Here is a 23972-nt window from a genome sequence, read left to right as displayed (position 1 = left end):
CGCGATCGGCGCAGGGGGCTGCAGATGGCGGAGTATCCCGACACACCGAACATGGCACCGATCTCAGCTCGCAGGCTCGGCGGCGGTCCGGTCCGCGCCCTGACCCTGACCACGGCGGTTCTCGCGCTGGCCTGGGCCGCGCCGGCCGCCGCCCAGCAGACCCCCGCGGCGCTGGCCTGCGACGGCAGCCTGGAGTCCGCCCTGGCCGATCTGCCCCAGACCGAGATCCTGCTGGTCAAGCCCTTCCGCCGCGGCGAGCCGCTGGTGATCGACCCGCAGGGGCAGCCGGCGGCGACGGTGGTCGAGGGCGCCCCGCAGGCCCCTGCCCCGGTCGCGGCGACCGACCTCTGCCTCGTCAAGCTGCGCGTCGGCCCGGGGAACCCGGGACCCAAGGGCGCGCCCTCGACCTCGGCCGGGATCGGGATCGAGATCCTGCTGCCCGACCCCGCCGACTGGAACGGCCGCATCCGCGCCTATGGCAACAGCGGCTGGGCCGGCACCCCGCAGGCGAGCCTGTCCGTCGTCGCCAGCGACGACCTGCACGCCGCTGCCGCGGGCAAGGGCTTCGTCGTCGCCACCTCGGATAACGGCCATGTCGGCTCGCCCATCGACCCGTCCTTTGCGATGAAGCCGGACGGCAGCATCAACACCGTGGGCTGGCAGGATTTCGCCGAGCGCAGCCTGCATGAGTGGCCGAAACAACCAAGGCCGTGACCCGCATCCGCTACGGCCGGCCGCATGACTTTGCCTATTGGGACGGGTTTTCCACCGGCGGCCGGCAGGCGCCGAAGCTGGCCCAGGTCTTCCCCGAGGATTTCGACGGCATCCCGGTCGGCGCGCCGGCCATCAACTGGACGCGCTACCACACGGCGGGTCTGTACGGGCCGATCGCGATGCAGCGCGACCTCGGGGCGCCGATCCCGCCCGCCAGTTGACCGCGGCGACCAAGGCGGCCATCGCGGCCTGCGGCGGGGCCGGGCTGGGGTTCCTGATCGACCCGCTGTCCTGTGCCCATGACGCGGCGAAGGACCCGGGCCTGACGCCCGAGGAGGCGAAGGTCATCGACAAGATCTGGTACGGCCAGACCGCCGATGGCAGCGCCCCGACCCCGCGAGCGACAACGGCGGCGGGACGGGGCTCGGGGGGCGGCTGTGGTTCGGCTGGACCCGCGGCACCAATCTGGCGCTGACCCCGGCGGGGGGAGCGCCGGGCATCTTCCTCGCCGCCGATCAGGCCGCGCTGTCCCTGCAGGACCCGACTCTCGGCAGCCAGTTCATGGCGAACGCCACCGGGAACGGCGCCGATCGCTGGCGCGAGGCGCTGGACTATCAGGGGCTGACCCGCGCGCAGAAGGAAGGTCTGCGGCTGCAGCCCGAGTTCAACCGGATCAACACCGACGATCCGGGCCTGTCCGCCTGCCAGAAGGGCGGCGGGCGGATGGTGATGTATCAGGGGCTCGCCGACGATACATCCCGGCGCAGGGCGCGATCCATTACTACGAACAGGTACTCGCGGGGATGGGCGGGGCCGAGGCGGTGCAGTCGTTCTTCCGCCTGCACCTGGTCCCGGGCTTCACCCATAGCGGCCGGCAGGAAGGCGCGCCCTCGGTCCCCGTGCCGCAGCCCGCCTCGGGCCGCGACGAGATGTTCGCGGCGCTGCAGGCGTGGATGGAAAGGGCGCGGCGCCGGGCGAGATGACGCTGGTATCGGCCGATCGGGCGGTCTCTCTGCCGGTCTGCGTCTATTCGCTGACCGTGACCTATCGCGGCTCTGGTCCGGTTACGGCGGCGGACAGCCATGCCTGCGAGTGAACCGCGCCCGGCAGGCGCGGGAACGGGCGCGACGCCCCGCGATCCCGGCGCGGTGCGTACCACGGCACGCATCGCAGGGGCCCGCACAGCACACCGTCATGGCAAGAGGAGTGGTGCCCGGAGACTGATCTGAACCGCCGACACGCGGATTTTCAATCCCTCTCTCATCCTGACTTCGGTTGTCAAGATGAGTCAGTATAAATCAAAATGAACTATAGAAACAACAATAAAAACAATGGTATGCTATGTTTATCGACGAAAGTGGTCGTGACTATGGTTGACGATGACTCAGATTAAAGCAGAACAGCACGCCGCGTTTGAAGCCCCGGTGCAGCCCCGAGAAAGGACGAGCGGCATGACCACAATCCGAATGGAAAGCCGGCGGAACATGACTGACGGTTGGCTACGCAACCTCAAAGACACCGGTCGGCGCACGGAGTATTCAGACACCTTGCAGAAGGGCCTGCGGCTGCGTGTCGGCGCGCAGGGTGAGCGGACATTCCTGCTGAAGGCCCGCGGACGCGACGGGCGCATGGCTACCGTCACACTTGGGCCCTATCCCATGTTGTCACTGAAGGATGCCCGGCAGAAAGCGATGGCTTGCCTTCTCGCTCTCAAGAACTGTGAGGACCCAAACGCGGAGAAGCGTGCCTTCGGACGGCGAGGTGCCGCTGGCGGTGCCGCGTGATCGGGACGGCAGCTTCGAGCCGGAACTGGTCAGGAAGGGTCAGACCCGGATCGACGGGGTGGATGACAAGATCATCGGGCTCTATGCCGCCGGACTGTCCATGCGCGACATCCAAGCACATCTCGAGGAGCTTTACGGCCTGCGGGTGTCCCCGGACCTGATCAGCCGCGTCACCAATGCCGTGCTGGACGAGGTCCGGGAATGGCAGCATCGGGCGCTGGACCGGATGTATCCGATCGTCATTTTCGACGCGCTGCGGGTGCAGATCCGCGATGCCGACAGCCGGATGGTCAGGAACAAGGCGGTCTACATCGCCCTGGGCGTCACCCGGGAAGGCGAGCGTGAGGTCCTCGGCCTCTGGATCGCCGACACCGAGGGCGCCAAGTTCTGGTTGTCGGTGATGACAGAACTGCGCAACCGGGGCGTCCAGGACATCCTGATAGCTGTCGTGGACGGGCTGAAGGGCTTCCCGGAGGCCATCACCGCGGCCTTCCCTGAGACCATGGTCCAGACCTGCATCGTTCACCTGATCCGGCATTCCATTAGCTTTTGCAGTTGGAAGGACCGCAAGGCCGTGGCTGCCGGACTGCGCCCGATCTACGAGGCCCCGACCGCCGAGGAGGCCGCCCACAGGCTGGACGCTTTCCAGCAGACATGGGCCGGGAACCGAAGGTTCGCGTCAGCGAAATACCCGTCCATCGCCCCCGCCTGGCGACGGGCCTGGGCCGAGGTGATCCCGTTCTTTGCTTTCAGCACGGCAATCCGAAAGATCATCTACACCACGAACGCCGTGGAATCGTTGAACCGGGTGCTGCGGAAAACCCTGAAGACCAAGGGCTCGTTCCCCACCGAGGAGGCCGCAACCAAGCTGATCTTCCTGGCCATCCGCAACTTCGAAAAGGGCGGCAGGACCGTTCGAGCGTGGGTTGCCGCCCGAAATCAGCTGGCCATAATGTTCGCCGGCCGCTTCGAGGCATGAACGTATCTGAAAACCGCATGGGCCAGATCAGATACACAGAGTTTCGGATACTCCCAGCCATCCTCGCCCACCACCTTGTAACTCGACTTCTTCCCGAAGGGCGGGTTCGTCAGCACGACCTTGAACCGCCCGCCGCCATCATTAGCGAGCGCGTCACCCTGGACCACGGGGCTGCCCCCGTTGCCGATCCCGTGAGATAGAGGTTCATCGCACACAGGCGCACCACTTCGTCCACGATGTCGACGCCGGCGAAAGCGGTATGGCGCAGGGCGCGCAGCTTCAAGCGGTCCTGGGTCTCGGTCTTCATGTGGTCATAGGCTGCGAGAAGGAAGCAACCCGTGCCGCAGGCCGGATCGCAAACCGTCTCGCCAATCTTGGGATCAAAGGCGCTTGCCATGCCGAGTCCGTCGAGGTGCGGCAACAGCAGGACCAACCGCGCAGAATCGGCGCCGGATGTGAGGGGCGCGCCGGGGATGAGGGTCGAAGATGGGTGCGCCGGTTGACCGGCAAGGGGGAATTGTGGCGGCCGAGGCCCACCACCGAACGCCCGCCACTCATAGTATACCTAAATAGTCGGATTAGATGTTGACTAATTTAGTATGACATGAAAAGACCGCGGTCAGAGTTCAAACCGGAACGCCCCCATGCGTCTGACCCTGGCCTCGGCCACCCTGATTCTCGCCGCCACGCCCCTGTGGGCCCAGCCGACCACCGTCACCGACTTCGCCGGGCGCGAGGTCACGGTCGACCTGCCCGTGGACCGCGTGCTGCTGGGCGAAGGGCGCCAGCTTTACGTGGTCGCGGCGCTGGACAAGGAGGCGCCGTTCCAGCGCGTCGTCGGCTGGCGGGACGACCTCAAGAAGAACGACCCCGGCACCTGGGCGGCCTACAAGGCGAAATGGCCGGACGCCGACGCCCTGCCGACCTTCGGAGGCGTCAAGGACGGCACCTTCGACATCGAGCAGGCGGTGACGCTGAAGCCTGACGTGGTGATGATGAATATCGTGGCCAGAACCTCGACCGAGGAATCCGGCGCCGTCGAAAAGCTGGCCGCCGCGGGCATCCCCGTCGTCTATGTCGATTTCCGCGAAAAGCCGATGCAGAACACCGAGCCCAGCCTGCGGCTGATCGGCCAGCTGTTCGACCGCGCCCAGGTGGCCGAGGATCTGATCGCCTTCCGCAAGGAGGTGCTGGACGACACCGCGAAACGGCTGGCGTCCGTCAGCGACCGCCCGGTGGTCTTCGTGGAACGTGCGGGCGGCTATTCCGACGACTGCTGCATGTCCTTCGGGGACGAGAACTTCGGCCGCATGGTCGAGATGGCGGGCGGCACCAACATGGCCAGGGACATCATCCCGGCCACCTTCGGCACGGTGAACCCCGAACAGATCATCGCGGCGGACCCGGCGCAGATCGTCGTGACGGGGGGCGAATGGGAAAGCTCCGCCCCCGGCGGCGCTTGGGTCGGCATGGGGCCGGGGTCCGACATGGACAAGGCGCGGGACAAGCTGGCGGCGCTGATGCAGCGCCCGGCCTTTACCGGCGTCAAGGCGGTTCAGGACGGCAACGTCCACGCCATCTGGCACCAGTTCTATAACAGCCCCTATCAGTTCGCCGCCGTCCAGCAACTGGGCAAATGGCTGCACCCCGAGGCGTTCGCGGACGTCGACCCGAGCGCCACCATGCAGGCGTTCCACGAAAAGTTCCTGCCGGTGGGCTATCAGCCGGGCCTGTTCGTGTCGCTGAAGGGCGAGTGATGACGGCGCTCGACATGGCCCCGGCTGCGGCGGTCCCCTCGGGGGGCGCCGCTTATCGGGCGCGGGCGGCGCGGCGGATCGTTCTGCTGGCGCTGATCCTGCTGGCGCTGGCCGTGTCGATCGGCTTCGACATGGCGCTGGGGCCGGCGAACTATACCATCGCCCAGGTGCTGGCGGCGCTGTTCGACGCGGGCGGCGTCGATGTGCAGCAGCGGGTGGTGATCTGGTCGATCCGCATGCCCATCGCCCTGCTGGCAGTCGTCACCGGCGCGGCGCTGTCGGTGTCGGGGGCGCAGATGCAGACGATCCTCGGCAACCCGCTCGCCAGCCCCTTCACGCTGGGCATCTCGGCCGCGGCCAGCTTTGGTGCGGCGCTGGCGATCGTGGTCGGCATCGGCGTGCCCGGCGCGCTGTCATGGGCGGTGCCGCTGAATGCCTTTGTGATGGCCATGGCGGCGGCAATGATCATTCATTTTGCCTCGGGAATGCGCGGGGTGGCGGTGGAAACCATCGTGCTGCTGGGCATCGCGCTGGTGTTCACCTTCAACGCGGCGCTGGCGCTGATGCAGTTCCTGGCGTCCGAACAGGCGCTTGGCGCGGTGGTGTTCTGGACCATGGGCAGCCTGACCAAGGCGACCTGGCCCAAGGTGGCGATCATCGCGGGGGTGCTGGCGCTGGTCCTGCCGCTGATGATGCGGCAGGCTTGGGCGCTGACCACGCTGCGGCTGGGCGATGACAAGGCGGCGGCGATGGGCATCGATGTGCGCGGCCTGCGGCTGCGGGTGATGATGCTGGTCGCGCTGCTGGCGGCGGTGCCGGTCGCCTTCGTCGGAACCATCGGCTTTGTCGGCCTGGTCGGCCCGCATATCGCCCGGATGCTGGTGGGCGAGGACCAGCGCTTCTTCCTGCCCGCCTCTGCGCTGGCGGGGGCGGCGATGCTGTCGGCGACCTCGGTCCTGTCCAAGATGCTGATCCCCGGCGCGATCCTGCCGGTGGGCGTCGTCACCGCGCTGGTGGGGGTGCCGTTTTTCGTCGTGCTGATCTTTTCGAACCGAGGCCGCGCATGGTGACCCTGACCCTTTCCGACCTCGGCGCCCGGCTGGGCGGGCGCGACGTGCTGTCCGGCGTCAGCGTCCCTGCGCTGGCGGGCGGCCAACTGACCGCGCTGGTCGGTCCCAACGCGGCGGGCAAGTCCACGCTGTTCCGCCGCATCGCCGGGGTGCTGAAGGGCACCGGGACCGTCACCGTCACGGGCGCCCATCGCGGCGGCATCTGCTATATGCCGCAGGACACCGGCGCCAACGCGGTGCTGACGGTGTTCGAAAGCATCCTGCTGGCCGGGCGCGGCGGGCGCGGCGGCTGGCGCGTGACTGACGCGGAACTGGCCCGCAGCGACGCGGTGCTGGACCTGCTGAACATCGCGCCCTTGGCCTCGCGCAACCTGGGCGAGCTGTCGGGCGGGCAGCGCCAGCTGGTGTCACTGGCGCAGGTGCTGGTGCGCGAACCAGACGTGCTGCTGATGGACGAGCCGACCTCGGCCCTGGATCTGCACCGGCAGGTCGAGGTGCTGGAGCTGGTGCGCGACTCGGCCGCAGCCAGCGGCATGGTCGCCATCGTGGCGCTGCACGACCTGAACCAGGCACTGCGCTATGCCGCGCAGACGCTGGTGCTGGCGGACGGGCGCCTGCGCGCCGCAGGCCCGACGGCCGAGGTCATCACCGAGACGATGCTGGCGGGCACCTATGCCGTCCGCGCCCGGATCGAGCCGTGCCGGCGCGGCTGTCCGCAGCTGATCGTCGATGGCCCGCTGCACGACGAGATGGGCCGCGACATCCGGGCGGCGTGAGCATGACCGAGGGGCTTCGTTCCCGGCCTGACGCGCGCGGCTGATGCGATCCTGAGAAGCCCTCGGCGCGTTCAGCCCAGCGGCAGCTCGACGGTCTGCACCAACACGCGCGGGTCGCCGTTGGCCACGATGATCCGCCCGCCAAGCCGCCCGATGATGCCCTGCGCTCTGGCCAGCCCCAGCCCGCCCCGGGGATCGCCTTAGCCGATCACCCGGCACGCCCGTGCGGACCCCCGACACCCATCCACTCGAAACTAGAGCCGGCGGATGACAGCAGCCCTCTTGCGCGGAGGGAGCAATAGGCGGTCGGCGGAGCGCCTCCGTTTTGTAGAACCGATCGCCCGTTGCAGCGAGTCGGGCAGCATAGGCTGCGGGGGGCGGGCTTCATGGCCGAGGACATGGGCAGCGCTCAGCTTGCACGGCGGCGGTGCAAAGCGGAAGATGGTGGCCCTCACGCGGCGGATTGGTGTGATCCTGCACCGGATGTGGGTCGCAACGCCTACTTCCGGCTGGATGCCGCGTCACAAGCGAATCCCTGACACATAGAGAGATTCCGCGAGCCTGATTGCCTGTGGCCTTCCAGTTCCCCGGAGGGACGTGGTTCCGCGGATGCCGGGGTCAGGACTGGCCGACTCAGATCGAGCACGCCAGTGAGATGGGCACTTCGGAACTATTGAAACTGCGCCCAATCCTTCACCCATGGCGACGGAATTCGTCCGTCTGGAGGAATTGATCAAACCTCTCCACCGTCTGCTGGAGCTTCTCGAGCGTCCGGAGGACGACGAGGAGGGCTTGGGGCAACGGTTGGTGTCCCTTCTGACGCGGCAACAAGAAGCCCTCGATCTCCTGAAGGTGTCAGTGGCCAAGCTCGAAGAACAGACCAAGACAATCTTGGATACACAGGACATGCTGACCAAGTCGCAACTGATGACGCAAGCGCGCATGAACATGATCTGGCAGTTGCTCGATGGGCCGCCGGCCGAACCGTCGGAGGGCTAATCCGCCGGGCCCGGCACCTGATGACACGCCTGGCGTTGCCAGGCCGTATCTCGGCACCCGGTGGTCGAGTGCGCATATGGTTCGAAGATGAGGGGAGTGCCGTGATCCGAGGCCACGGAGCATGGGTCGAAGACGATGGACCAGCGGCAGAGGAGTTCGTCGAGGCTTACAGTCCGAGTGGCGAAGTGCGTCGGAACTGGTTAACGAACTTGAACCGTGATCCCGGCCTCATGAGCCGCTCACTCGCTAAACCCTGCTGATCACATCGGCCACAGAACCGCGGTCCATCTGAAGCCCCGGTGCAGCCCCGCACGGGGAAAGTGGCGTAGGCCAACGGCCTAGCATCCAAAGCCGTCGTCAAAAGAACCAGCAATATCAACGAGAAGGAGTGGTGCCCGGAGACGGATTTGAACCGCCGACACGCGAATTTTTAATCCGCTGCCGCGCCGTGCAATATCAAGAGCATCTGTGAGAAACACGGGCCGGACAGACCGTGCACGAATCAGGAAAGTGGGAACCGGGCCGGTTTGCCCGGCATCCCGTCCGCAGGTCACCCCTTCCGCAGCACCGTCGCCATCCGCAGGATCAGGTCCGGAAACCTGTCCCGCGGAATGGTCAGCAGCACCTCGTGACCGCGCTGCACGACCATGCCCGCGTCGGTGACGGCATAGGTAGCCGGGCAGTTCCAGTCGGCAATCTGGTCGCGGTCCAGCATCAGGTCACGCCACCCTTGCGCTTCACGATCCGGGACCAGATGGCAGTCCCGACGAAAGTCGCCGATCCGCCCAGCAGCATCGACAGGCCGGTTGCGACGTATTCCGTCACCTGGTTGATGCTGATGCAGAGGGTGTCGCTACCTGCAGCCATGGTGGCCAGCCCGGCCCCCGCCAAGCCGGCACCGATCGCATAGAGGACGTAGCGGATGATAAGCCCGAAGGCACCTTTCAGCATGGCTCAACCTTTCGATTTGACATAGGCCGCCAGAGCGGCGGCAAGAGCGGCGATGAGAAGCGCACCCAGCTTGGGGGCGCTGGCTTGCGCGGAGGTGGGGACAGGGGCGGCGGGCGCGGTCCATCCGCCATCGGCCGGCTTGCCGGGTGGGCGCGCCACTTCATCGGGCCGCAGCATGGCGATAACTTCCGACTGCGACAGCGTGCGCACGGCCTTCCATGTGATCTTCCCGGCCGCGCTGACCGGCCAGACGGCCGCCCGCTTGGCCCCGTATTGCCCGGTCGCCCACAGGTTGCGTTCCTCTTTGCGGCGCGGGATGATGCTTGCCGGGCTGCGCCAGTTCATAAACTCGACCTCGGCCGCCCGGCGGTTGCCCGCGCGCCAGCTTTTCACCCACGATGCCCTTGCGATGGCCCCGGTGTCGAAATGGAAGGCCAGGGCGGCGTCGAACTCGTGCTGCTGCACCTTCATGCCATTGAGGGCACGCCGCACCTCTGCCTCGTATTTGGCGAGGTCGGTTCGGAACACGCGGAACACATCGCGCAGCGCGGCATCCAGATCGGCGGGCATACCGCGCGGCATCTTGGCCGGGTCCGGGTCTCCAGCCGCACTCGTGTGCCCGATCCCGAACGTGAGGACAGGCGGATTGGCTGAGTCCCAGTAAGGCCCCGGAACGATCCCCTCGTGAGCCACCAGGAAGGCGATTCCCTTGTCACTGGCCTTCATCACCGCACCTCCGTGTATCGCTTGATCCTGTCGAGATTTCGGCTCACCCAGCGCGCCGCCTGCGGGCTCACGTCCGACATGCGGGCGGCGATGACCTCGGGCGTCAGGTGTGCCAGCCGGCCGCCATAGCCGCGGTGCATCGCGCGGGCCTCGGCCAGCCGATAGCTGGTGGCGTTGACGCCACAGACGGCCACGGCGGCCAGCGTCTCGATCTCGTGCGACAGGATCTGCATGTCCTGCCACGCCGCGTTGCTGGTGCGGACCCGCCACCATTTGATCGGGTTCAGCCGGTATTCGGCCTCGAATGCCTCTTGCGCCCAGACCGCAGCCGGATAGCGGGCTGCCGGGTTGATGACGACGAACCCCGGCCAGTTGCGGCCGTTGGCGCCGTCGATCGGCCGGATGTTGGTGATGGGCAGCATGGCGGCTCCACGAAAAAGCCCCGCACGAGGCGGGGCAAACTGCGGTTGAGGGTGAGCGGGCCTAAACTTTGCGGCCTGAAAGTTGGATCAGCGCTGGCGGTCCTCATGCGGCGCCACTGGGCGGTCGGTCCGAAATCGCAGCAAGCCGGGGTGCATCCAGCATGTGAACCAGTGCCAGCGCCAGCGCTCGGCTTGCGGGATCAGCAGCAGTCGCGCCTGCAACCCGGCATAGACCCCGGCGATGCACAGGACATTGAACGCGATGTTCCAGTGCCGCTGATCGACCTGCCCCGCGATCACGATGGGGTTGATCAAATCCCACGTCGCCCGGCGCCAGAAGATCGAAGCACACAGGAGAGCCATAGACCATGCGAACCAGCGGGTCGCGGGGTCCCCGCTGAACAGGCTGGCGCGATAGCCATAGGCCAGCATGGCAACCCCGGTGATCGCAAACAGCGACGATGACACCAGCAGATAGTCGATCAACATTGAGTCACGTCCCTTTCCAGTCGCCGGATCAGGCGCGCCGCCGCCGAGGCAGTCTTGGCCTGGTTTTCAAGCCGCATTAGCTCGTCGCTGATCTGCAACCTCAATTCAGCGCGCGCAGCCTTCTCGCGCTGCCAATCCTCGTCGAAGGCCGCTTCTCGGCGGCCGCATCCGAACAGGTTTCGCAGGAACCGCATCATCCCCGATCCCTCCCCATCGTCTGCACGGCGGCTGTGAGGGCGGCGATGGCCGACGTATTGGCTGCAAGCGCCGTGTGAGAGGCTGATTGCATCTCGCGCAGTTCCTTGCTGGCGGTCTGTTGCACGTCCGACAGCTTGTCCTGCACCTCGACCAGCCGGGACCACAGCCGCCAGACGACGAAAGCCATCCCTGCCTCGGCAACGCCCCGCGCACCGCCGCCGAGCGCCGCGATGATCTCTGGCCAACCCATCATCCTGCCCCCATGTCGCTGTCATTCGTTCACACCGGACACCCTGCCAGCGTCACGCCGGGGAACACGACCCCCTCGACCGCGCTGCGGCTGACGCCCATGTGCGCGTGGACCACCGCGCCCAGCCATGCCCGTACGTCGCTGGTGGGCAGCAGGTCGCGGTCGGCATAGAGGTTGCCCAGCCCCGGCCACTGACCATAGACCTTCCCGCCCGCGACCGCGCCGCCAGCGAACATCGCCACGCTGCCGGTCCCGTGGTCGGTGCCGCCGGTGCCGTTCTGGCGCGCGGTGCGGCCGAACTCGGTCACGACACAGATCACGGTGCTGGCCCATGCCTCGGGCGCCATGCCCGCCTTGATGGTCAGGACGAAATCAGCGACCTCGGGCAGCTTGCCGGCCAGCGTCTCGGCCTGGCTGCCGTGGGTGTCCCAGCCGCCGATGGACGCGACGGCGATGCCGCCGCTCTTGCCCAGATGCGTGGCGATGGCCGAGGCGTCCTCGCGGCCGCTCTTGACCGGGGGGATCAGCAGGTCTGCGGCGATGGCCTGATCCAGCGCGGCCGAAAGCTGCCCGTCCGGCGCATAGACGTGCTGCATCAGCGTCACGTCGTCGTGCGACAGGCCCAGGTCGGTCGCAGGGGTCCAGGTCAGGAACGGGGACTCGCTGCGGGCGATGATCGGCGTCATGGTCGAACACGCGAACGGCACGACCTCCATCGCGCCGGGGATGGTCGCGGCGAGGCGGTTCAGCCAGCCGCTCTTGACGGTCAGGTCCGGCCGGTCGCGGCTGGTGGTCCCGGCTTCGAGGATGTCCTGCCCGTCGAAGTGGCTGCGCTTGTCGCGGTAGGGGGTCGAGACTGCATGGGCGAAGGCCAGTTCCCCGGCCTGCCACAGCGGCAGCAGCGCGCCCAGCTTGGGGTGCAGGGCATAGAACCCGTCGAGGTCATGCGCGCCGCCCTGCGGCCCCACGGACAGCGTGCTGCGCAGGGTCCGCAGCGCCGGGTCGCCGTAGGGCTGCACCGCGTCCAGCCCGTCCATCGCGCCACGCAGGATCAGCACCACCATGCGGCGCTGGCCGGGGGTCGAGATCAGCCGCACCGGGTCTTGCTGGTGCCCGCCTTCGCAATCGTGAATGTCAGTCATAGGGAAAGCCTTTTCCGGTGGTCCCCCCGCTGGAGACACTGCCAATGGGATCGCCACAATGGAATTTTACCACGGCCGGCTTTCGTTCACTGAAGCACGGGCATTGCGTGACGAACGGCGCGTTGCCACGACCGCAGGAAGGGCATTGCCACCCCCTGTCAGCGGCTGGCGCGCTGACGGCGCGATACGGGTTGCCGGGGCAAGGACACGGCCCAGGGCCTCCCCATCCACAGATACAGGTCATGGTCAGCTCCTTTGCAGTTCAGGGCTGGTGAGCATGGCGGCGATGCCCGCCTCTGCGGATTGCGCGCGGCCGACCCACAGCGCGGTGTTGTCGGTCAGGCCCGGCAGGCGCGGGTCGGGCAGCATCCGGCCAAGCTGGGTGAACAGCGCAGTCGGGGCCGTCATGGCCCAGTCCAGCCGCGCCGCCAGCTGGTTCGGGGCCAACCACGCCTCGGCCTGCTCGGGCCAGCCGTCCGGGCCGCCTTGGCCGTCCCACGGCTGCCCCATGATGCCCAGCGGCTCGAGGATGAAGGCGTCGATGAAACTGCCCGGCAGCGCCTCGGCTTCGGCCGGGGTCACGCCCAAGGCGCGCAGCCCCGCGATCATCCAGTCCAGCGGCTTGCGAAGTTTCGCGCCGGGCCACGACCGATGCGAGAACAGAACCTCGTAGACCGGCACCAGCGCGGTGTCGTTGGCGAGATAGGCTGCGGCCATCTCGTCGATCAGCTCGAGCGGCTCGTCGCCCAGGAAATGCACCGCCAGCTTGGTCGCCAGATGCCGCGCCGTTTCCGGGCGCCGGGCCAGGTCGTCCATCATGCGGTGGATTTCGGCGATGCTGTCGTCCGGGTATTCGACCCCCAGCACCGTCTCGACGCCCGGTTCGGCGCGCTTCACGTCATAGCGCACGCCCTGATAGGCGCCGTAGATCATCCCGGCCAGCAGGTTCGACGCCTCGCGCACGTCGTCCTGCGTGTAGGGACCGGCGACGCCGATCGTGTGCAGTTCGATCAGCTCGCGGCCCAGGTTCTCGTTCAGCCCGGTGCCGGGACGGGACAGGGCGAACGGCGAGTTGTCGCCGGCAGACGCCACCTGATCGAGGAAGAACATCATCACCGGGTGCAGATCGGCCGCTTTCAGCATGTCGGCAAAGCGCCCGGCGATGTGCGGCCGGACGGCTTCCTCGGTCATGCTGACCTGCATCGGATAGGTCTGGTAGTTCTTCGGCAGCGTGGTGAAGTGGTCAGCCCAGAAGCTGTGTAGGCGGTTGCCGACGCCCAGCCCGGTCAGCCCGCGCGAGATCCGCCCACGGACCTCGGCCCGGCGATAGTCCCTCGCCCGCTCGCGCCACAGCCGCGTGTCGCTGCCGGCGTTGGCGTTGTAGTCCACATGGAACTGCTGCGCCTCAGCCTGCGTCACCAGCGGCGGCAGGGCGGCGATGGCCTGCACGTCCGCGATGGCCTCGGGCACGGTCGCGGCGGCTGGGCCGTAGCCGAACCGGACGCCAAACGCGGTCAGCGGCGGCTCGGGCGCAGGTTCCGGTTCCGGCGGCAGCGGGCGCATCTGGTCGGCAAGCGCAGCCAGCTTGTCAGCCATGGCGCGCAGATCAGCGGCCGAGGCGTCGAGCGTGGTGTGGGGGATCATCGTCATGTCCTCTGCTGTCATTGCACCAGCACCTCAAAGCGCGGCACCCAGCGTTCCAGCGTCAGGTTGTAGCCCCTGAAGTTGACCGCGCGGGTCAGGCTGGTCCGCAGGTTGCCTCGTGAATTGAGGTAATAGTCGCCAGCCGCGTCTGGGGTGACTGTGTGCGGCCCAGCGTTCATCAGGTGGTGGGCATACTGGATCGCGGTGATCGTGCCGGTGGTGCCGACGATCAGGCGATCTGCCTGCACGGTGACCTCGCCGATGCTGCCACCGCCGACTGCTTTCAGCCCCAGGTGCGCCGGGTCGCCTCCGTAGTCAGCGAACCGGCCGACGTCGGCCAGCAGCGTCTCGTCGGGGCGGACGCTGATAGCGATTTCCATCTGCCCGTTGGACATGGGCGCCGAAACCGGCGGCATCAGGTTCCAGTTGTTCGGGGTTTCGGCTGCCCATGCGAACAGCAAGGACTGGATCAGCCACCCCTGGACGCTCGGGTGGTCGTCGCTGGTGTTCCACTTGATCCCGTAGCTGGGCGCGACCAGCACCCCGCCCCGCGCCCCGATGATGTCCAACTGGTCGAACACCATCGCGCACGGCGATCCCGGCTGCGGCGAAGTGGCAGACTGATACATCATCAGCCGCGGATCGGTGGTCAGCCCCAAGACCGAGCGATACATCGCCAGGCGGTCCTCTATCATCACATCGAAGCGGGCCTTGTATTCGTTCCGCGCCAGCAGCCGGTCCCCCGCCCCCTGGTGCCAACCGAAATACGGCAGGTGGATATTCCCCACCCCATAGGCTTTCGCCGCCTGCCGGGCGATGAACTCGGCATTTCCCCACAGTGCCATCGCCCGGCTGTCGGTCAGGCCCGTTGTCGGGTCGTCGTCGAAGGTCAGGACTTCCTGCCCGCCCGCGCCGCCGAAGTGGAACAGCACCTTGCTGTCGGTGATCAGCCCCGCCTCTTTCAAGGCGATGGCAGAGATCAGCCCCATCGGGATGTTGCCGACGCCGGTCGATGGCATGACCCCGGTGGCGTCCACAGCCTGATCGTATCCACCCAGCAGCGGCATGGACGCCGACGAGATGCTTGCCCCGTCCGCCCGCTTTAGTCCCGCGAACATCAGCACATCCGGGCTGGTGAACAAGGCCCGCAGCTTGGTCGTGCCGTCCGGGCCGGTCAGCCCGCCCGCGTTGGGGCCGAGGGCTTCGGACTGGCCCTCAAGTAGCATCAGCGTGACGGGTTGCTGTTCCGGGGCCGTCACGCCCCCGCCAGAAAATCCGCGATGGACTCTTCAAGGGTCGTGGCCGAGGTGCGGCGCCGCAGGCCGATCTTGTGGATAATGGCGCTCGACGAGCCCCCCACCTGAATTTCAGTGACCGCCAGCGTGTCAGCCAGCGAGGCGGCGACGCTTTTGATCTCCCCGGTCACAGCGTCCCGGTAACGAACCCGCTGGTTGACCCGATCCAGTTCAAGCGCCAGAAGATACTTTGTCCCGACAACGGCGGTGCCAGCGGCGTTATTCAGGTTCCCGGCGCCGCCGTTCGTGGCGCTCGGCACGTAAGACTGCATGGTTGCCGTGGCGATCCGCAAAGCTCCAAGACCGATAAGGTCAAGAATGCGCTGGGTGCCGCCCGTGCCCTCGACCGTGAACTCGGCCAGCGCGATCAGGCCGTCCTCGATCGGGATGTTGACAGCGCCCGAGGTAAGATATTTGCCGACTTGGAAGTCCCACCCGGTAGCATGGTCCATGACCACGTTGGTGTTGGTAGCCGACTGCGCCAGAGGGATGCCGAGGGTGCCTTCGGACTGCACGGCCGTCACGCGGGTGCCGTTCGGGCTGATAGCCGTGTCTGCCTCGGTGACAACGGTCTGCGGCGTGTCGTTGTCAGCGTAGAGCAGATAGTTTGCCGCGTCCGGTCCAGCCGGCGCCGTCGCCCCCACGGTGCCATTGATCGCCGGATGCGTCGTCGTGCCGCCGGGACCAGTCGCCGTCACGGTCCATGTATAGGCCCCCGAAACCCCCGGCGACCAGACCTGATCCACGATTTCCGAGGTCCGGTCCACGCCGCCTTGCATCAGGACGCCGCTCACGCTGGACGCGTTGGACCAGATGCCAAGCGTCAGGGTCACGCTGTCGCCGACCGTGGCGCTGGCGGGGTTGATGCTGGGGGCTGTGGTTGCCGCCGGAGCTGGCGTTGCCGCAGGCGCCTGCCCGGTGATCGCGTTCGAGGTTGCCTGCACGCTGCCCGCGCTGTTGGTCCACGTCACCCGCGCCGAGATCGCCTGCCCCACGTCGCCAGAGACCAGCGTATAGGTCGCGCCGGTCGCGCCGCTGATCGCGGTCGTTCTGCGCAGCCACTGGATCGCGCCGGTCGGCGCAGACGTCCCGCTCGCCGCCCCCTCGTTCAGCGTCAGCACGCTGCCGGTCGTGGTGCCGCCGGTGATGCTGGGCTGCGTCGTGATGGTCGGGGCGACCATCACAGGCGTCGTCTCGCCGGTAAGCAGCGAATCCCCCAGGTGATCGCGGAAATCCACCTGCTGCGATGCGCCGGCCTTGTCCACGATGTATGCGGCGGTGAACCGCGCGATGAAATCCGCGAGCATGGGATCAGCCTTTCACGAGATACAGCGTGTTGGGGGCGAGCTTCCCCGCAGTCAGGTCGGCCTGGTATTTGGCGGCAGTGGTCAAGACCGTTTTCGCCGCGCCGGCCGCCTTGGCCGCAGACCCGGCCAGGATCAGGTCGCCCAGCGATGTGTCGTCGTCCCCGACGAAAATCGCATCCAGCCCGAACTTGGCCCCGTTGCCGGGCGTGACCTCGACCTTGTAGGTCGTGCCCTTGACCCCGGCGCTGTTCGGATACAGGTTGACCGGCTCCATCACGCCATTCGTGATCGCCGCCGTGACCGCCTGGGCGGCGACGATGGCGCCGGTCGCAGCGTCCACGTCAACCCCGGTCGGGGTGAACGTGATGCTCCCGGAAACAATCGGGTCGCCCTCAAATGTCTGGACCTCGCCGGTCAGTGTCGTCGTCGGTAGAGTTGCCATGATGATCTCCATGAGAAATCCGCCCGCAGGCGGCGGGGGTGGTCAGCGGGGTCAGGCGTGGGTCAGGCGCGCTGCTCCTGGAACAGGTCGTCCAGCGTGTCGTCGCTGATGCCCGCCGCGGCGGCCACGGCGGCGATGAACGGGTCCGCGCGGTTGATCTGCCGCGCCCCGGCCCAATAGACGCAGGCATAGTCGCGCTGCATGGGGGACAGGGATTCCACGACATGCGTGAAGCTTTCCGGGATTTCACCGCGCGCAGCGGCGATCGCCTCGGGCGGGGACAGTAGCCCGAACTCCATGCAGGACATCACGAACTCGATCTTGCTCAGCGAAGCCAATTCGCGCGCCGCAGCCAACTCCGCGGCGTGGTCGTTGTCCGTGCGCATATCGACCCATTCGGCGCGCCGATGAGGAAGTTCCCATTGCACTGATCGAGGTCGTCTACAAAGGCGGTCTTGATGACGGTGTTTTCCCCGCACCGCGTCGGACGCTTCCCTGTGGCCCCAAAGCGGCTGGACGCGGGCAAGACCAGATCAGTGTTCGAGCAGCGCGCATAAATACGCATCACGCCGCGGCTCCTCGGCGCAATGTACGTTCCATTTGTACATATTCTGGACGATGGGCCGGCTATGCGGTTGCGCGCCTGCCAGCACTAGTCCGCTGCGGACCTTCCTAAGATCGTCGGCCGCCTTCCAGTGAACAATGTGCTTGAGGATGCGGCCTTCGGGTTTCAGCCCAGCCGCTTGCAGGGAATAGGTGCCTATCGGGTAGCCGTCGGCAGAAATAGTCACGGCACCCGCTTCATTGCCCGCGATGACGAACGAGGCCAGTAGGGCTCCTTGCGCTGCAATCGACAGCTCGTCGCCGTCGAGCGGATAGCTGTCCGCCTGGAACACACTGTTTTCAAATCGCTCCATAGCACCGTCCGGCACACAAAGTTCCAATGCCGCATCCTGCAGCCGTTCGACGGCACACGGCACGGCGGCATCGTCAAGTCGCTCAGTTACGATCCGAACCAAGTCGTCCAGAAAACCCGTATCGATGGCATAGTGCATGTCGTCTAGATAGAGCTTCTCCAACGACATCTGCTGTTCGCTCGCAAAGCGCAGTAATAGTTCGTGCGTGTCGATCTGGCGCAGGCCGTAGGCCGCAAATCGTTCGCGCAAGGCGACGCGATAATCGTTCGGTGCATCGCCTAGAACTTCTGGCCGGTTCCAGAATTGTAACGGCAGAACACGGATATTTCTCCGTCGCGCTGTCTCCATGAACCAGTCGAGGTGATGGATCAGGCTTTCGCAGGATTGCCCGGCTTTAAAGTGGTTTGACTCATTCAGCGCGTATTCCCAAAGCACCGTGGCGCCGTCCGGGATTTCATTTCGCATCATACGATAGATCCCCATGAGCGAGGTAGCAGCGCCAATAGATAAGTTCCTGAAACCAGTGCTGCTGCCGCATGATTCGCGAAAACGGGTCGACCAACCCTTTCCCATCAGACTGTTCGAGCCGCCTACCACGACCAAGTTGTGCATTGAGTACCTCCATCTTCAGCGCGTTATGGCTAGCGCAGCGGAGGTGGTCAACACGAGGGCGGCGGCCGACTGACGGGACCGTCCCTTTAGACCGCAGCGGATGGTACGCGCGGGATGCTTGACCCGGGTCCGACTTCGTTGTCCTCGGATGACCGGATTTCACAAGTGTCGGCGTAGGAGATGACCTGTTCGTAGAGCGTGTTTTCGTCAATCCGCCCGCTGAAGTTTTCGATGTGGTTCGGCACCGAAAGCTGCAGGTCGTTGGCAACAATGCTGCCGCGAACCCGCTGAGCGAAGTCGAAGATTTGACCGGAAGCCTGCTCTAGGTAGTTCCCGACATAGCGGAATGCCGAAATCTTGCCCGCCGACTTTACAGCTCCGCCACAGACCTCTGTGTCATTTCCTTCGATGACGACGTTTCGACTTGGCACGGTGGACTTGAACTGAGCCAGATAGCCACCAATCCCGAAGACTTTGTTGTCTCGCATTTTTAGATGATAGATCTGCGTATCGGCCCGGAAAAAATCTCCCTCAAGATTTAGACCCCAACAGCTTTCGACCAGAACACTGAAGGTATTCGCAGCTGCAATTGCATCAGCCACACCGACGAAGCGGACGTTCTTGAACTCAGCCGTATTGGCTCGCTCGAGGAAGACGCCTGTGGTTCCTGCCGCCCCCACGCCGCACTCGATCGTCATGTCACGAAACGTCCAACCCAATGCCCCTCCTGACACAGTAGATGATCCGGCGTAGATCAGGTTGCCGTCAGTGCCAGGGGTAATCATGAGGCAGGACTCCTCACTCACACCCCTAAGAATGACACGCCGGCCCCCCGCCCCGAGCTTCGTTAGATTGAGCGCTGGCGATGACGTTATACCAGGGGGAACTAAGAGGTCTCCTCCTCGCCCGCCGACCCAATCAATTGCCTCTTGAACAGTCGCGAAATGTGCGGTCGTAGGGGTTCCCCGGGGCGACCATCTGGCGCCATCCTGTGTTTGCAGCGCCATGCCCTCTGGGTCGCGGCGATACTCCAGACCGCCTACGACAATCTGACCAACCTCGACCGGAATGCTCGCTCCTTCTGCATCGACGCGCGTTGCGAAAGGAAGCGGGCGTAGATCAATGGCGCGCCCGCTGACAAAGCGGTACAGTTCCACCGCCTGTCCACTCAGGTTGCGGGTGAACGCGGCAGACCCAGCGTCAATCAGCAAGAAGACATCGCCATCCTCAGTGTTATCGAGGCCATCTTGAACGGAGGATGCAACATAAAGCCCCAAGGATGCCGAAATTGACAGAGCATCGATGCGCAGGGACAATTCGGCGTCAGCGGCCCGCAGCAGGTCGGATGCTTCTGCTATCGCGGCACTTCGAGCGGACTCCTCATCTTGAAGTGCCGATTGGCGCGCCTGCGCCTCGGCGGCTATGGCTGTCGATAACGCGGCGACATTAATGCGTTGCTGTACACCCCATCGTGCCCCGGTGGAAAACAGAGGATCATCCGTCGTCAACTCGCGGGCGCGGATGGTCAGAACGCCCCCTTCGATCGACAGCACCCTGTACACATCAGCAGGTACCGCCGGCAGCCCCGCAACCGCATCAGCCCGGTTGAAGTAAAAGGTCGCCAAGCGCTGCGGTTGGCTCAAATCAGACTTGTCGAGACGGAGTAATTCTCCCCAAGGGTCGCCGGTGCTGAATAGGGGATCAGGGGAAGGATGATTTCGCCCTCTGACGACCAAAGCGTCATTCTCTATGGTGATGACCCTGACCACGGCGGGGGCGGGTGGCTCGTTGACAATTGCTGTGACCGCATCGTCGCGAGAGGCGTATACCCGTGTGTTTCTGTAGAGGGCAGTCTCAAGCCAGTCGCGCACCTGACCGAACAGTTGCGAGACCTCGTTCTTGCTGACCGGAACGCCATTTTGAAATACCGCCGTCAGAAGCGGGTTGAACTGCAACGCCATGTCGCCCTCTTGATGTTAAACGTATTCGCCGACGAGCACGCTGCCCGCGCTCTGCACGCCGCTTTCGTTCTCCGACCGGAGCCAGAACCTTGCGCCAGAAGCCGGGACGGATGCCGTAACCGTGACCTCGGCAGCGGTGGAATAATCCCACTTGACGACTGATGCCTCGGCAAATGTCGCGCCAGGTTCTGCCCGGTATAGTCCGGTGCGATGGTAGTTCAAGCCGACATCAGGTCGGAACGTCACCAACAGGGCACCTCCGGCCGAACCGCTTTGGCTGACCAGGACCGGGTTGCTTGGCGGCGTGGTGTTGGAAAACACCTCAACCCCCGTCACCTCCGCCATGCCCCCGACCTTCTCGGCGAACAGCCCGCCGGTCGTCCTGACCTGCAGATCGTATTGCCGGCGATCTTCCAGCGGCCCTGTGCGGAACCACTTCGCCCCGCTAACGTTGAAGACCCGCTCCTCCGTCATGGCCGTCCAGATCGTCGAACCCTGCGGGCGGTAAATGCCTGCGCCGCCCTGCAGGGCATCGAACCCCGTGACGCGCAGCCGGATGAAGGGCGGCCCATCATCGGTCACTACCGTCACGTCAGAAATGGACAGCGGCGACGGGGTATAGCCATTCCCAACCGCCGCGGGCGCGGCAGGGGGCTCGCCTTCCTCGGCTGCCGTCCAGGTCAGACTTGCCTGCGAGGCATGGACTAGGCTGACGACGACCGGCCCGTCCTCGGCCTCGCTGTCGAAGCCCCAGCTGTCGATCCAGAACGGCTCGTTGACGATATTCAGATGCGGCAGGTCCAGCCAGACCGCTTCCTCTTCCATCAGCAGCAGGCCCCACCAGCGCAGCCGCAAGGTCGCGGTCCAGCGCGGGTTCAGCTTGGCGATCTTGATCTTCGCCAGTCGCCTTGCCTGCCCGTGGTGCTGCACCCACGGCAGGTCAAGTTCCTTCGGCGCCGTCTCACCAACCGCGGCCAGCGCGGCCGGGTCGTCCCACGTGTCGGCATCGGTCGTCTGGTAGTCCAGTTCGGGCGACGTGTATTTGGGCTGCAGCGTGGTTATCCGCTCCATGTTGCCGGTGCCGCGCCGGATCGACAGCCGGGTAATCTTGTCGGCCGTGATCCGATGCACGGGGGCACGCCACTTCGCCACACGCAGCCCCAGCTTGCCTTGCGCGGTCAGGAACAGCTGGCCGCCGCAGGCATCCAGGATCGGCTGCACGACGTCCTTCATTGGGGCGTTCAAGGCATAGCTGCCGCCGCCCCAATATCGCCTGATCGTGCCGCCGCCTTTCTTCGGCAGCTCGTCGTCGCAATCGGCGATGGCCTGCTGCCAGCTGGCCGTGTCCAGATCGTCACCAGTCATGCAGCCATAGACCGGATGCGTCAGCACGTCCCGCGCCTGCACGGCGCAGTTCTGCGACCACCCCGCGGGCAAGCCGTTCGGGTTGTGGCACTTGTCGCCAAGGATGACCGCGCTGATCGCGGGATCGCCGCCGGGGTAGGTGTCCTGGATGTCCTCGGCCTTCACGGCGTCGAACTCCCCCAGGATCGTCCCGATCCACCCCAGCTTGTGGTCAACCGTCCACTCTGAAAAGGCCGCCCGCAGCGTCGGGTAATTCCCGCCGAACGGCTCGTCATCGCGGCCCTTCAGCCACCGCAGCCGGACCTTGCCGCCCTGATATGGCGCGTTGGTCACTGTCACCCCGTCGGCGGCCAGAACGACCGGCTTGTCGTTCAGCCAGAACTGATCGATTGCGGTGATGCCCCCCTGGCCAACGGCCAGCAGCTTGAACAGCGTGCGCTGGCCGCCAACCCTCTGCCAGTCCCAGAACATCGTTGCCCCGGACACCTTGACCTTGCCCAGGTGGCGCAGGCGCTGCGCGTTGCTGGCCTTGATCTCGGTCTGCACGTCCTGTGGCCGCGGCCCCTTGGGCTGCGTGACCTTCTGGATGGCATAGCTGATCGCCATCTGGACGCCGGCCGAAACCAGCGCCGCCGCCGCGCCCGTCGCGCCGATCGCGGTTGCCACCCATGCACCTACGACAGCCATGAGGTCAGTCCTCTACCGGCGCCGGGACATGCTCAGGCGCATCGTCCATCCGGGGCTGAACCTGGACGGGCAAGGCCCATGCCGCCGCCGGGTCGGTGCGGATCACGCCGATCCCGTCGAATTGACGAAAGGCCCATCCGTTGTCGGACAGGATCGCCGCGACCTCGTTGCCGCTGACCGTGATGATCCCCACGTCCCCAGGCCGCGGGGCATCCGTCCGGTCCAGCACCGCCTGCGCGTCCACGACGGCGACCAGGCCGCCAGCTATCAGCGCCTTTGCCTCGTCCTCGTTCGCGTAGCTGCCGCGCAGCGCCGCAGCAGGGTCGACCCCCGACTGCGACAGTACCCAATCTGCCACCCACATCGTGCAGTCGCACAGCCGAGCGCGCCACGGACGGGCAGCGGCGACGGGGATTATTCACTGGTGGACTTCAGCCGATGAAGCTGACCGACCTGCCATATCTCACGCGCAAGACCAGCCGCGGCAAGGTCTACTGGTATTTTCGCCGGGCAGGGTCTTACGTCGCGCTGCCCGACCCGACCGCGCCGGATTTCTTGGCCAGATATGAGGCGGCGCGCCGCGGCGGATCGGCCCCGCGCGAGGCTGGCAGGACATGGCGCGCGCTAATCGCTGACTATCGCCGCAGCCCTGAGTTTGCCGCGCTCGCACCTCGAACCAGAGCCGACTATGACAAGGTCATGGAATGGGTGCTGGACACGATGCCCGGCCTTGAGCCAGCACGCATGGACCAGCCGACCGTGATCCGGGCGCGGGACGCCAACGCGCACCGGCGCCGGTTCGCGGACTATATCGTCCAGGTGCTGAAACTGCTGTTCGCCCACGCGATCAGGATCGGATGGATGACGCACAACCCGGCGCGGGGCGTGAAGCCGCTGCCGCGAGGCAAGCATGAGGTCGATCTACACGGGCCGTGGCCACGCTGGGCGCAGGACGCCTATCGCGCCGCTGCGGCGTATGGATCGCCTGAGCGCACCGGGTTCGAGCTGGCCGTTGGGGTGTCGCAGCGGATCGGAGACACGCTAGCGATGCGCTGGGACCAGCTCGGGCCGGACGGGTTCGAGATCGTTCAGAGCAAGACCGCGACGGCGCTGCTGATCCCGCCGACGCGCGAGCTGGCCGACTACATTGCTGGCCTGGACCGCCGCGGGACGACCATCGTGAGCGCCGATGACGGCGGGCCCCTGGGCTATTCCGGGTTCGCCAAGCGGTTCCGGGCGGCGCGGGCTGCTGCGGCTGGCGCGCTGCGCGAGGCGCGGCGCGAATCGGACGCGCTGCTGATGGAGCGGCTGACGGTCCACGGGTGGCGCTACACTGTCGCCGTCGAGATGGCCGAGGCCGGGGCGTCAGACGACGAGATTGCAGCGGTGACTGGGCACAAGACCAGCGCGATGCTGCGGAAATACGCCGGGGCGGCGCGACAGAAGGTGCGCGCCAAGGCCGGCCAGGGGAAGCGGAACGGATAG

28 protein-coding genes and 1 pseudogene are annotated in these 23972 nt (G+C 66.0%); 11 read left to right on the top strand and 18 right to left on the bottom strand.

All coding sequences use genetic code 11. The features are described 5' to 3' along the window. The first annotated feature begins 24 nt into the window (after positions 1-24). The 6 genes and pseudogenes from IC63_RS16825 to IC63_RS03105 all read left to right on the top strand — a co-directional run. Positions 25-714 carry a tannase/feruloyl esterase family alpha/beta hydrolase gene (locus tag IC63_RS16825; RefSeq protein ID WP_052041832.1) on the top strand — a complete coding sequence of 230 codons (690 nt, stop codon included), beginning with the start codon at positions 25-27 and terminating at the stop codon, positions 712-714. Further along, entirely contained in the window at positions 711-935 is a 225-nt protein-coding gene (locus IC63_RS19035) for a tannase/feruloyl esterase family alpha/beta hydrolase (RefSeq protein WP_198026232.1), read from the top strand. The genes IC63_RS16825 and IC63_RS19035 overlap by 4 nt, the downstream gene beginning before the upstream one ends. After that, a complete protein-coding gene (locus tag IC63_RS18360) occupies positions 932-1189 on the top strand; it encodes a hypothetical protein (RefSeq protein ID WP_052041830.1) in 258 nt (85 codons plus the stop codon). The genes IC63_RS19035 and IC63_RS18360 overlap by 4 nt, the downstream gene beginning before the upstream one ends. Beyond that, positions 1092-1697: a tannase/feruloyl esterase family alpha/beta hydrolase gene (locus tag IC63_RS19030; RefSeq protein ID WP_084115428.1), complete on the top strand. Its 606-nt coding sequence runs from the start codon at positions 1092-1094 to the stop codon at positions 1695-1697. Before IC63_RS18360 ends, IC63_RS19030 begins: the two co-directional genes overlap by 98 nt. A 396-nt stretch (positions 1698-2093) precedes the next feature. Continuing rightward, the gene (locus IC63_RS17260) at positions 2094-2498 is read left to right on the top strand and encodes an Arm DNA-binding domain-containing protein (protein ID WP_084115426.1); all 405 of its coding nucleotides are present in this window, start codon (positions 2094-2096) and stop codon (positions 2496-2498) included. Then, a pseudogene (locus tag IC63_RS03105) lies at positions 2464-3477 on the top strand (IS256 family transposase); the annotation flags it as partial. The gene IC63_RS17260 and the pseudogene IC63_RS03105, both read left to right, overlap by 35 nt. A 109-nt stretch (positions 3478-3586) precedes the next feature. On the opposite strand, the gene IC63_RS03100 reads toward IC63_RS03105, so the two are convergent. Further along, positions 3587-3874 (bottom strand): N-6 DNA methylase, encoded by a 288-nt coding sequence (locus IC63_RS03100; protein ID WP_198026229.1) that lies wholly within the window; start codon positions 3872-3874, stop codon positions 3587-3589. A 247-nt stretch (positions 3875-4121) separates the two neighbouring features. Between IC63_RS03100 and IC63_RS03095 the strand changes: the two genes are divergently transcribed. From IC63_RS03095 to IC63_RS03080, 4 genes are all read left to right on the top strand, one after another. Beyond that, a complete protein-coding gene (locus IC63_RS03095) occupies positions 4122-5234 on the top strand; it encodes an ABC transporter substrate-binding protein (protein WP_036716835.1) in 1113 nt (370 codons plus the stop codon). Then, entirely contained in the window at positions 5234-6304 is a 1071-nt protein-coding gene (locus IC63_RS03090) for a FecCD family ABC transporter permease (protein ID WP_036716832.1), read from the top strand. Before IC63_RS03095 ends, IC63_RS03090 begins: the two co-directional genes overlap by 1 nt. Next, complete coding sequence (locus IC63_RS03085) at positions 6298-7080, top strand: ABC transporter ATP-binding protein (protein WP_052041828.1); 783 nt, start codon at positions 6298-6300, stop codon at positions 7078-7080. Before IC63_RS03090 ends, IC63_RS03085 begins: the two co-directional genes overlap by 7 nt. A 699-nt stretch (positions 7081-7779) precedes the next feature. Continuing rightward, positions 7780-8079 carry a hypothetical protein gene (locus tag IC63_RS03080; RefSeq protein ID WP_036716830.1) on the top strand — a complete coding sequence of 100 codons (300 nt, stop codon included), beginning with the start codon at positions 7780-7782 and terminating at the stop codon, positions 8077-8079. 550 nt (positions 8080-8629) lie between these two features. Here the strand turns inward: IC63_RS03080 and IC63_RS17860 are convergent. From IC63_RS17860 to IC63_RS16800, 17 genes are all read right to left on the bottom strand, one after another. Beyond that, positions 8630-8794, bottom strand: coding sequence for a hypothetical protein (locus IC63_RS17860; RefSeq protein ID WP_156965329.1), 165 nt, complete (start codon positions 8792-8794; stop codon positions 8630-8632). Beyond that, the gene (locus IC63_RS03070) at positions 8794-9030 is read right to left on the bottom strand and encodes a hypothetical protein (protein ID WP_036716827.1); all 237 of its coding nucleotides are present in this window, start codon (positions 9028-9030) and stop codon (positions 8794-8796) included. The genes IC63_RS17860 and IC63_RS03070 overlap by 1 nt, the downstream gene beginning before the upstream one ends. Before the next feature lie 3 nt (positions 9031-9033). Then, complete coding sequence (locus tag IC63_RS03065; protein WP_156965328.1) at positions 9034-9756, bottom strand: lysozyme; 723 nt, start codon at positions 9754-9756, stop codon at positions 9034-9036. After that, a complete protein-coding gene (locus IC63_RS03060) occupies positions 9756-10178 on the bottom strand; it encodes a hypothetical protein (protein ID WP_036716826.1) in 423 nt (140 codons plus the stop codon). The genes IC63_RS03065 and IC63_RS03060 overlap by 1 nt, the downstream gene beginning before the upstream one ends. A gap of 87 nt (positions 10179-10265) precedes the next feature. Beyond that, on the bottom strand, positions 10266-10664 hold the full coding sequence (locus IC63_RS03055; protein WP_156965327.1) for a hypothetical protein: 399 nt from the start codon (positions 10662-10664) through the stop codon (positions 10266-10268). Then, positions 10661-10864 (bottom strand): hypothetical protein, encoded by a 204-nt coding sequence (locus IC63_RS03050; protein ID WP_036716821.1) that lies wholly within the window; start codon positions 10862-10864, stop codon positions 10661-10663. The genes IC63_RS03055 and IC63_RS03050 overlap by 4 nt, the downstream gene beginning before the upstream one ends. Further along, positions 10861-11118, bottom strand: a complete 258-nt coding sequence (locus IC63_RS03045; protein ID WP_036716818.1) for a hypothetical protein — start codon at positions 11116-11118, stop codon at positions 10861-10863. The genes IC63_RS03050 and IC63_RS03045 overlap by 4 nt, the downstream gene beginning before the upstream one ends. A gap of 26 nt (positions 11119-11144) precedes the next feature. Further along, a complete protein-coding gene (locus tag IC63_RS03040) occupies positions 11145-12257 on the bottom strand; it encodes a DUF1501 domain-containing protein (protein ID WP_156965326.1) in 1113 nt (370 codons plus the stop codon). Positions 12258-12503: 246 nt separating this feature from the next. Further along, positions 12504-13901, bottom strand: coding sequence for a DUF1800 domain-containing protein (locus IC63_RS03035; RefSeq protein ID WP_198026228.1), 1398 nt, complete (start codon positions 13899-13901; stop codon positions 12504-12506). A gap of 17 nt (positions 13902-13918) precedes the next feature. Next, positions 13919-15160 carry a hypothetical protein gene (locus tag IC63_RS03030; RefSeq protein ID WP_036716816.1) on the bottom strand — a complete coding sequence of 414 codons (1242 nt, stop codon included), beginning with the start codon at positions 15158-15160 and terminating at the stop codon, positions 13919-13921. Further along, positions 15157-16503, bottom strand: coding sequence for a hypothetical protein (locus tag IC63_RS16805; protein ID WP_052041824.1), 1347 nt, complete (start codon positions 16501-16503; stop codon positions 15157-15159). Before IC63_RS16805 ends, IC63_RS03030 begins: the two co-directional genes overlap by 4 nt. 4 nt (positions 16504-16507) lie before the next feature. Next, entirely contained in the window at positions 16508-16957 is a 450-nt protein-coding gene (locus tag IC63_RS03020; RefSeq protein ID WP_036716814.1) for a hypothetical protein, read from the bottom strand. 50 nt (positions 16958-17007) lie between these two features. After that, positions 17008-17331 carry a hypothetical protein gene (locus tag IC63_RS03015; RefSeq protein WP_036716812.1) on the bottom strand — a complete coding sequence of 108 codons (324 nt, stop codon included), beginning with the start codon at positions 17329-17331 and terminating at the stop codon, positions 17008-17010. 147 nt (positions 17332-17478) lie between these two features. Further along, positions 17479-18474, bottom strand: coding sequence for a hypothetical protein (locus tag IC63_RS17855; protein ID WP_156965325.1), 996 nt, complete (start codon positions 18472-18474; stop codon positions 17479-17481). Between the two features lie 86 nt (positions 18475-18560). Next, positions 18561-20435: a hypothetical protein gene (locus tag IC63_RS17850; RefSeq protein WP_156965324.1), complete on the bottom strand. Its 1875-nt coding sequence runs from the start codon at positions 20433-20435 to the stop codon at positions 18561-18563. A 15-nt stretch (positions 20436-20450) separates the two neighbouring features. Then, complete coding sequence (locus IC63_RS02995) at positions 20451-22487, bottom strand: phage tail protein (RefSeq protein WP_156965323.1); 2037 nt, start codon at positions 22485-22487, stop codon at positions 20451-20453. Positions 22488-22491: 4 nt separating this feature from the next. Continuing rightward, positions 22492-22902, bottom strand: coding sequence for a DUF6950 family protein (locus tag IC63_RS16800; RefSeq protein ID WP_408633542.1), 411 nt, complete (start codon positions 22900-22902; stop codon positions 22492-22494). 23 nt (positions 22903-22925) lie between these two features. Here IC63_RS16800 and IC63_RS02985 point away from each other — a divergent pair, with 23 nt between their 5' ends. Then, positions 22926-23972: a tyrosine-type recombinase/integrase gene (locus IC63_RS02985; RefSeq protein ID WP_036716800.1), complete on the top strand. Its 1047-nt coding sequence runs from the start codon at positions 22926-22928 to the stop codon at positions 23970-23972.

The organism is Paracoccus sphaerophysae (genome assembly GCF_000763805.1).
In the GTDB taxonomy this organism is placed as follows: domain Bacteria; phylum Pseudomonadota; class Alphaproteobacteria; order Rhodobacterales; family Rhodobacteraceae; genus Paracoccus; species Paracoccus sphaerophysae.
The sequence above is the reverse complement of the archived record's forward strand: the minus strand, read 5'-3'. Positions and strand labels throughout refer to the sequence as shown.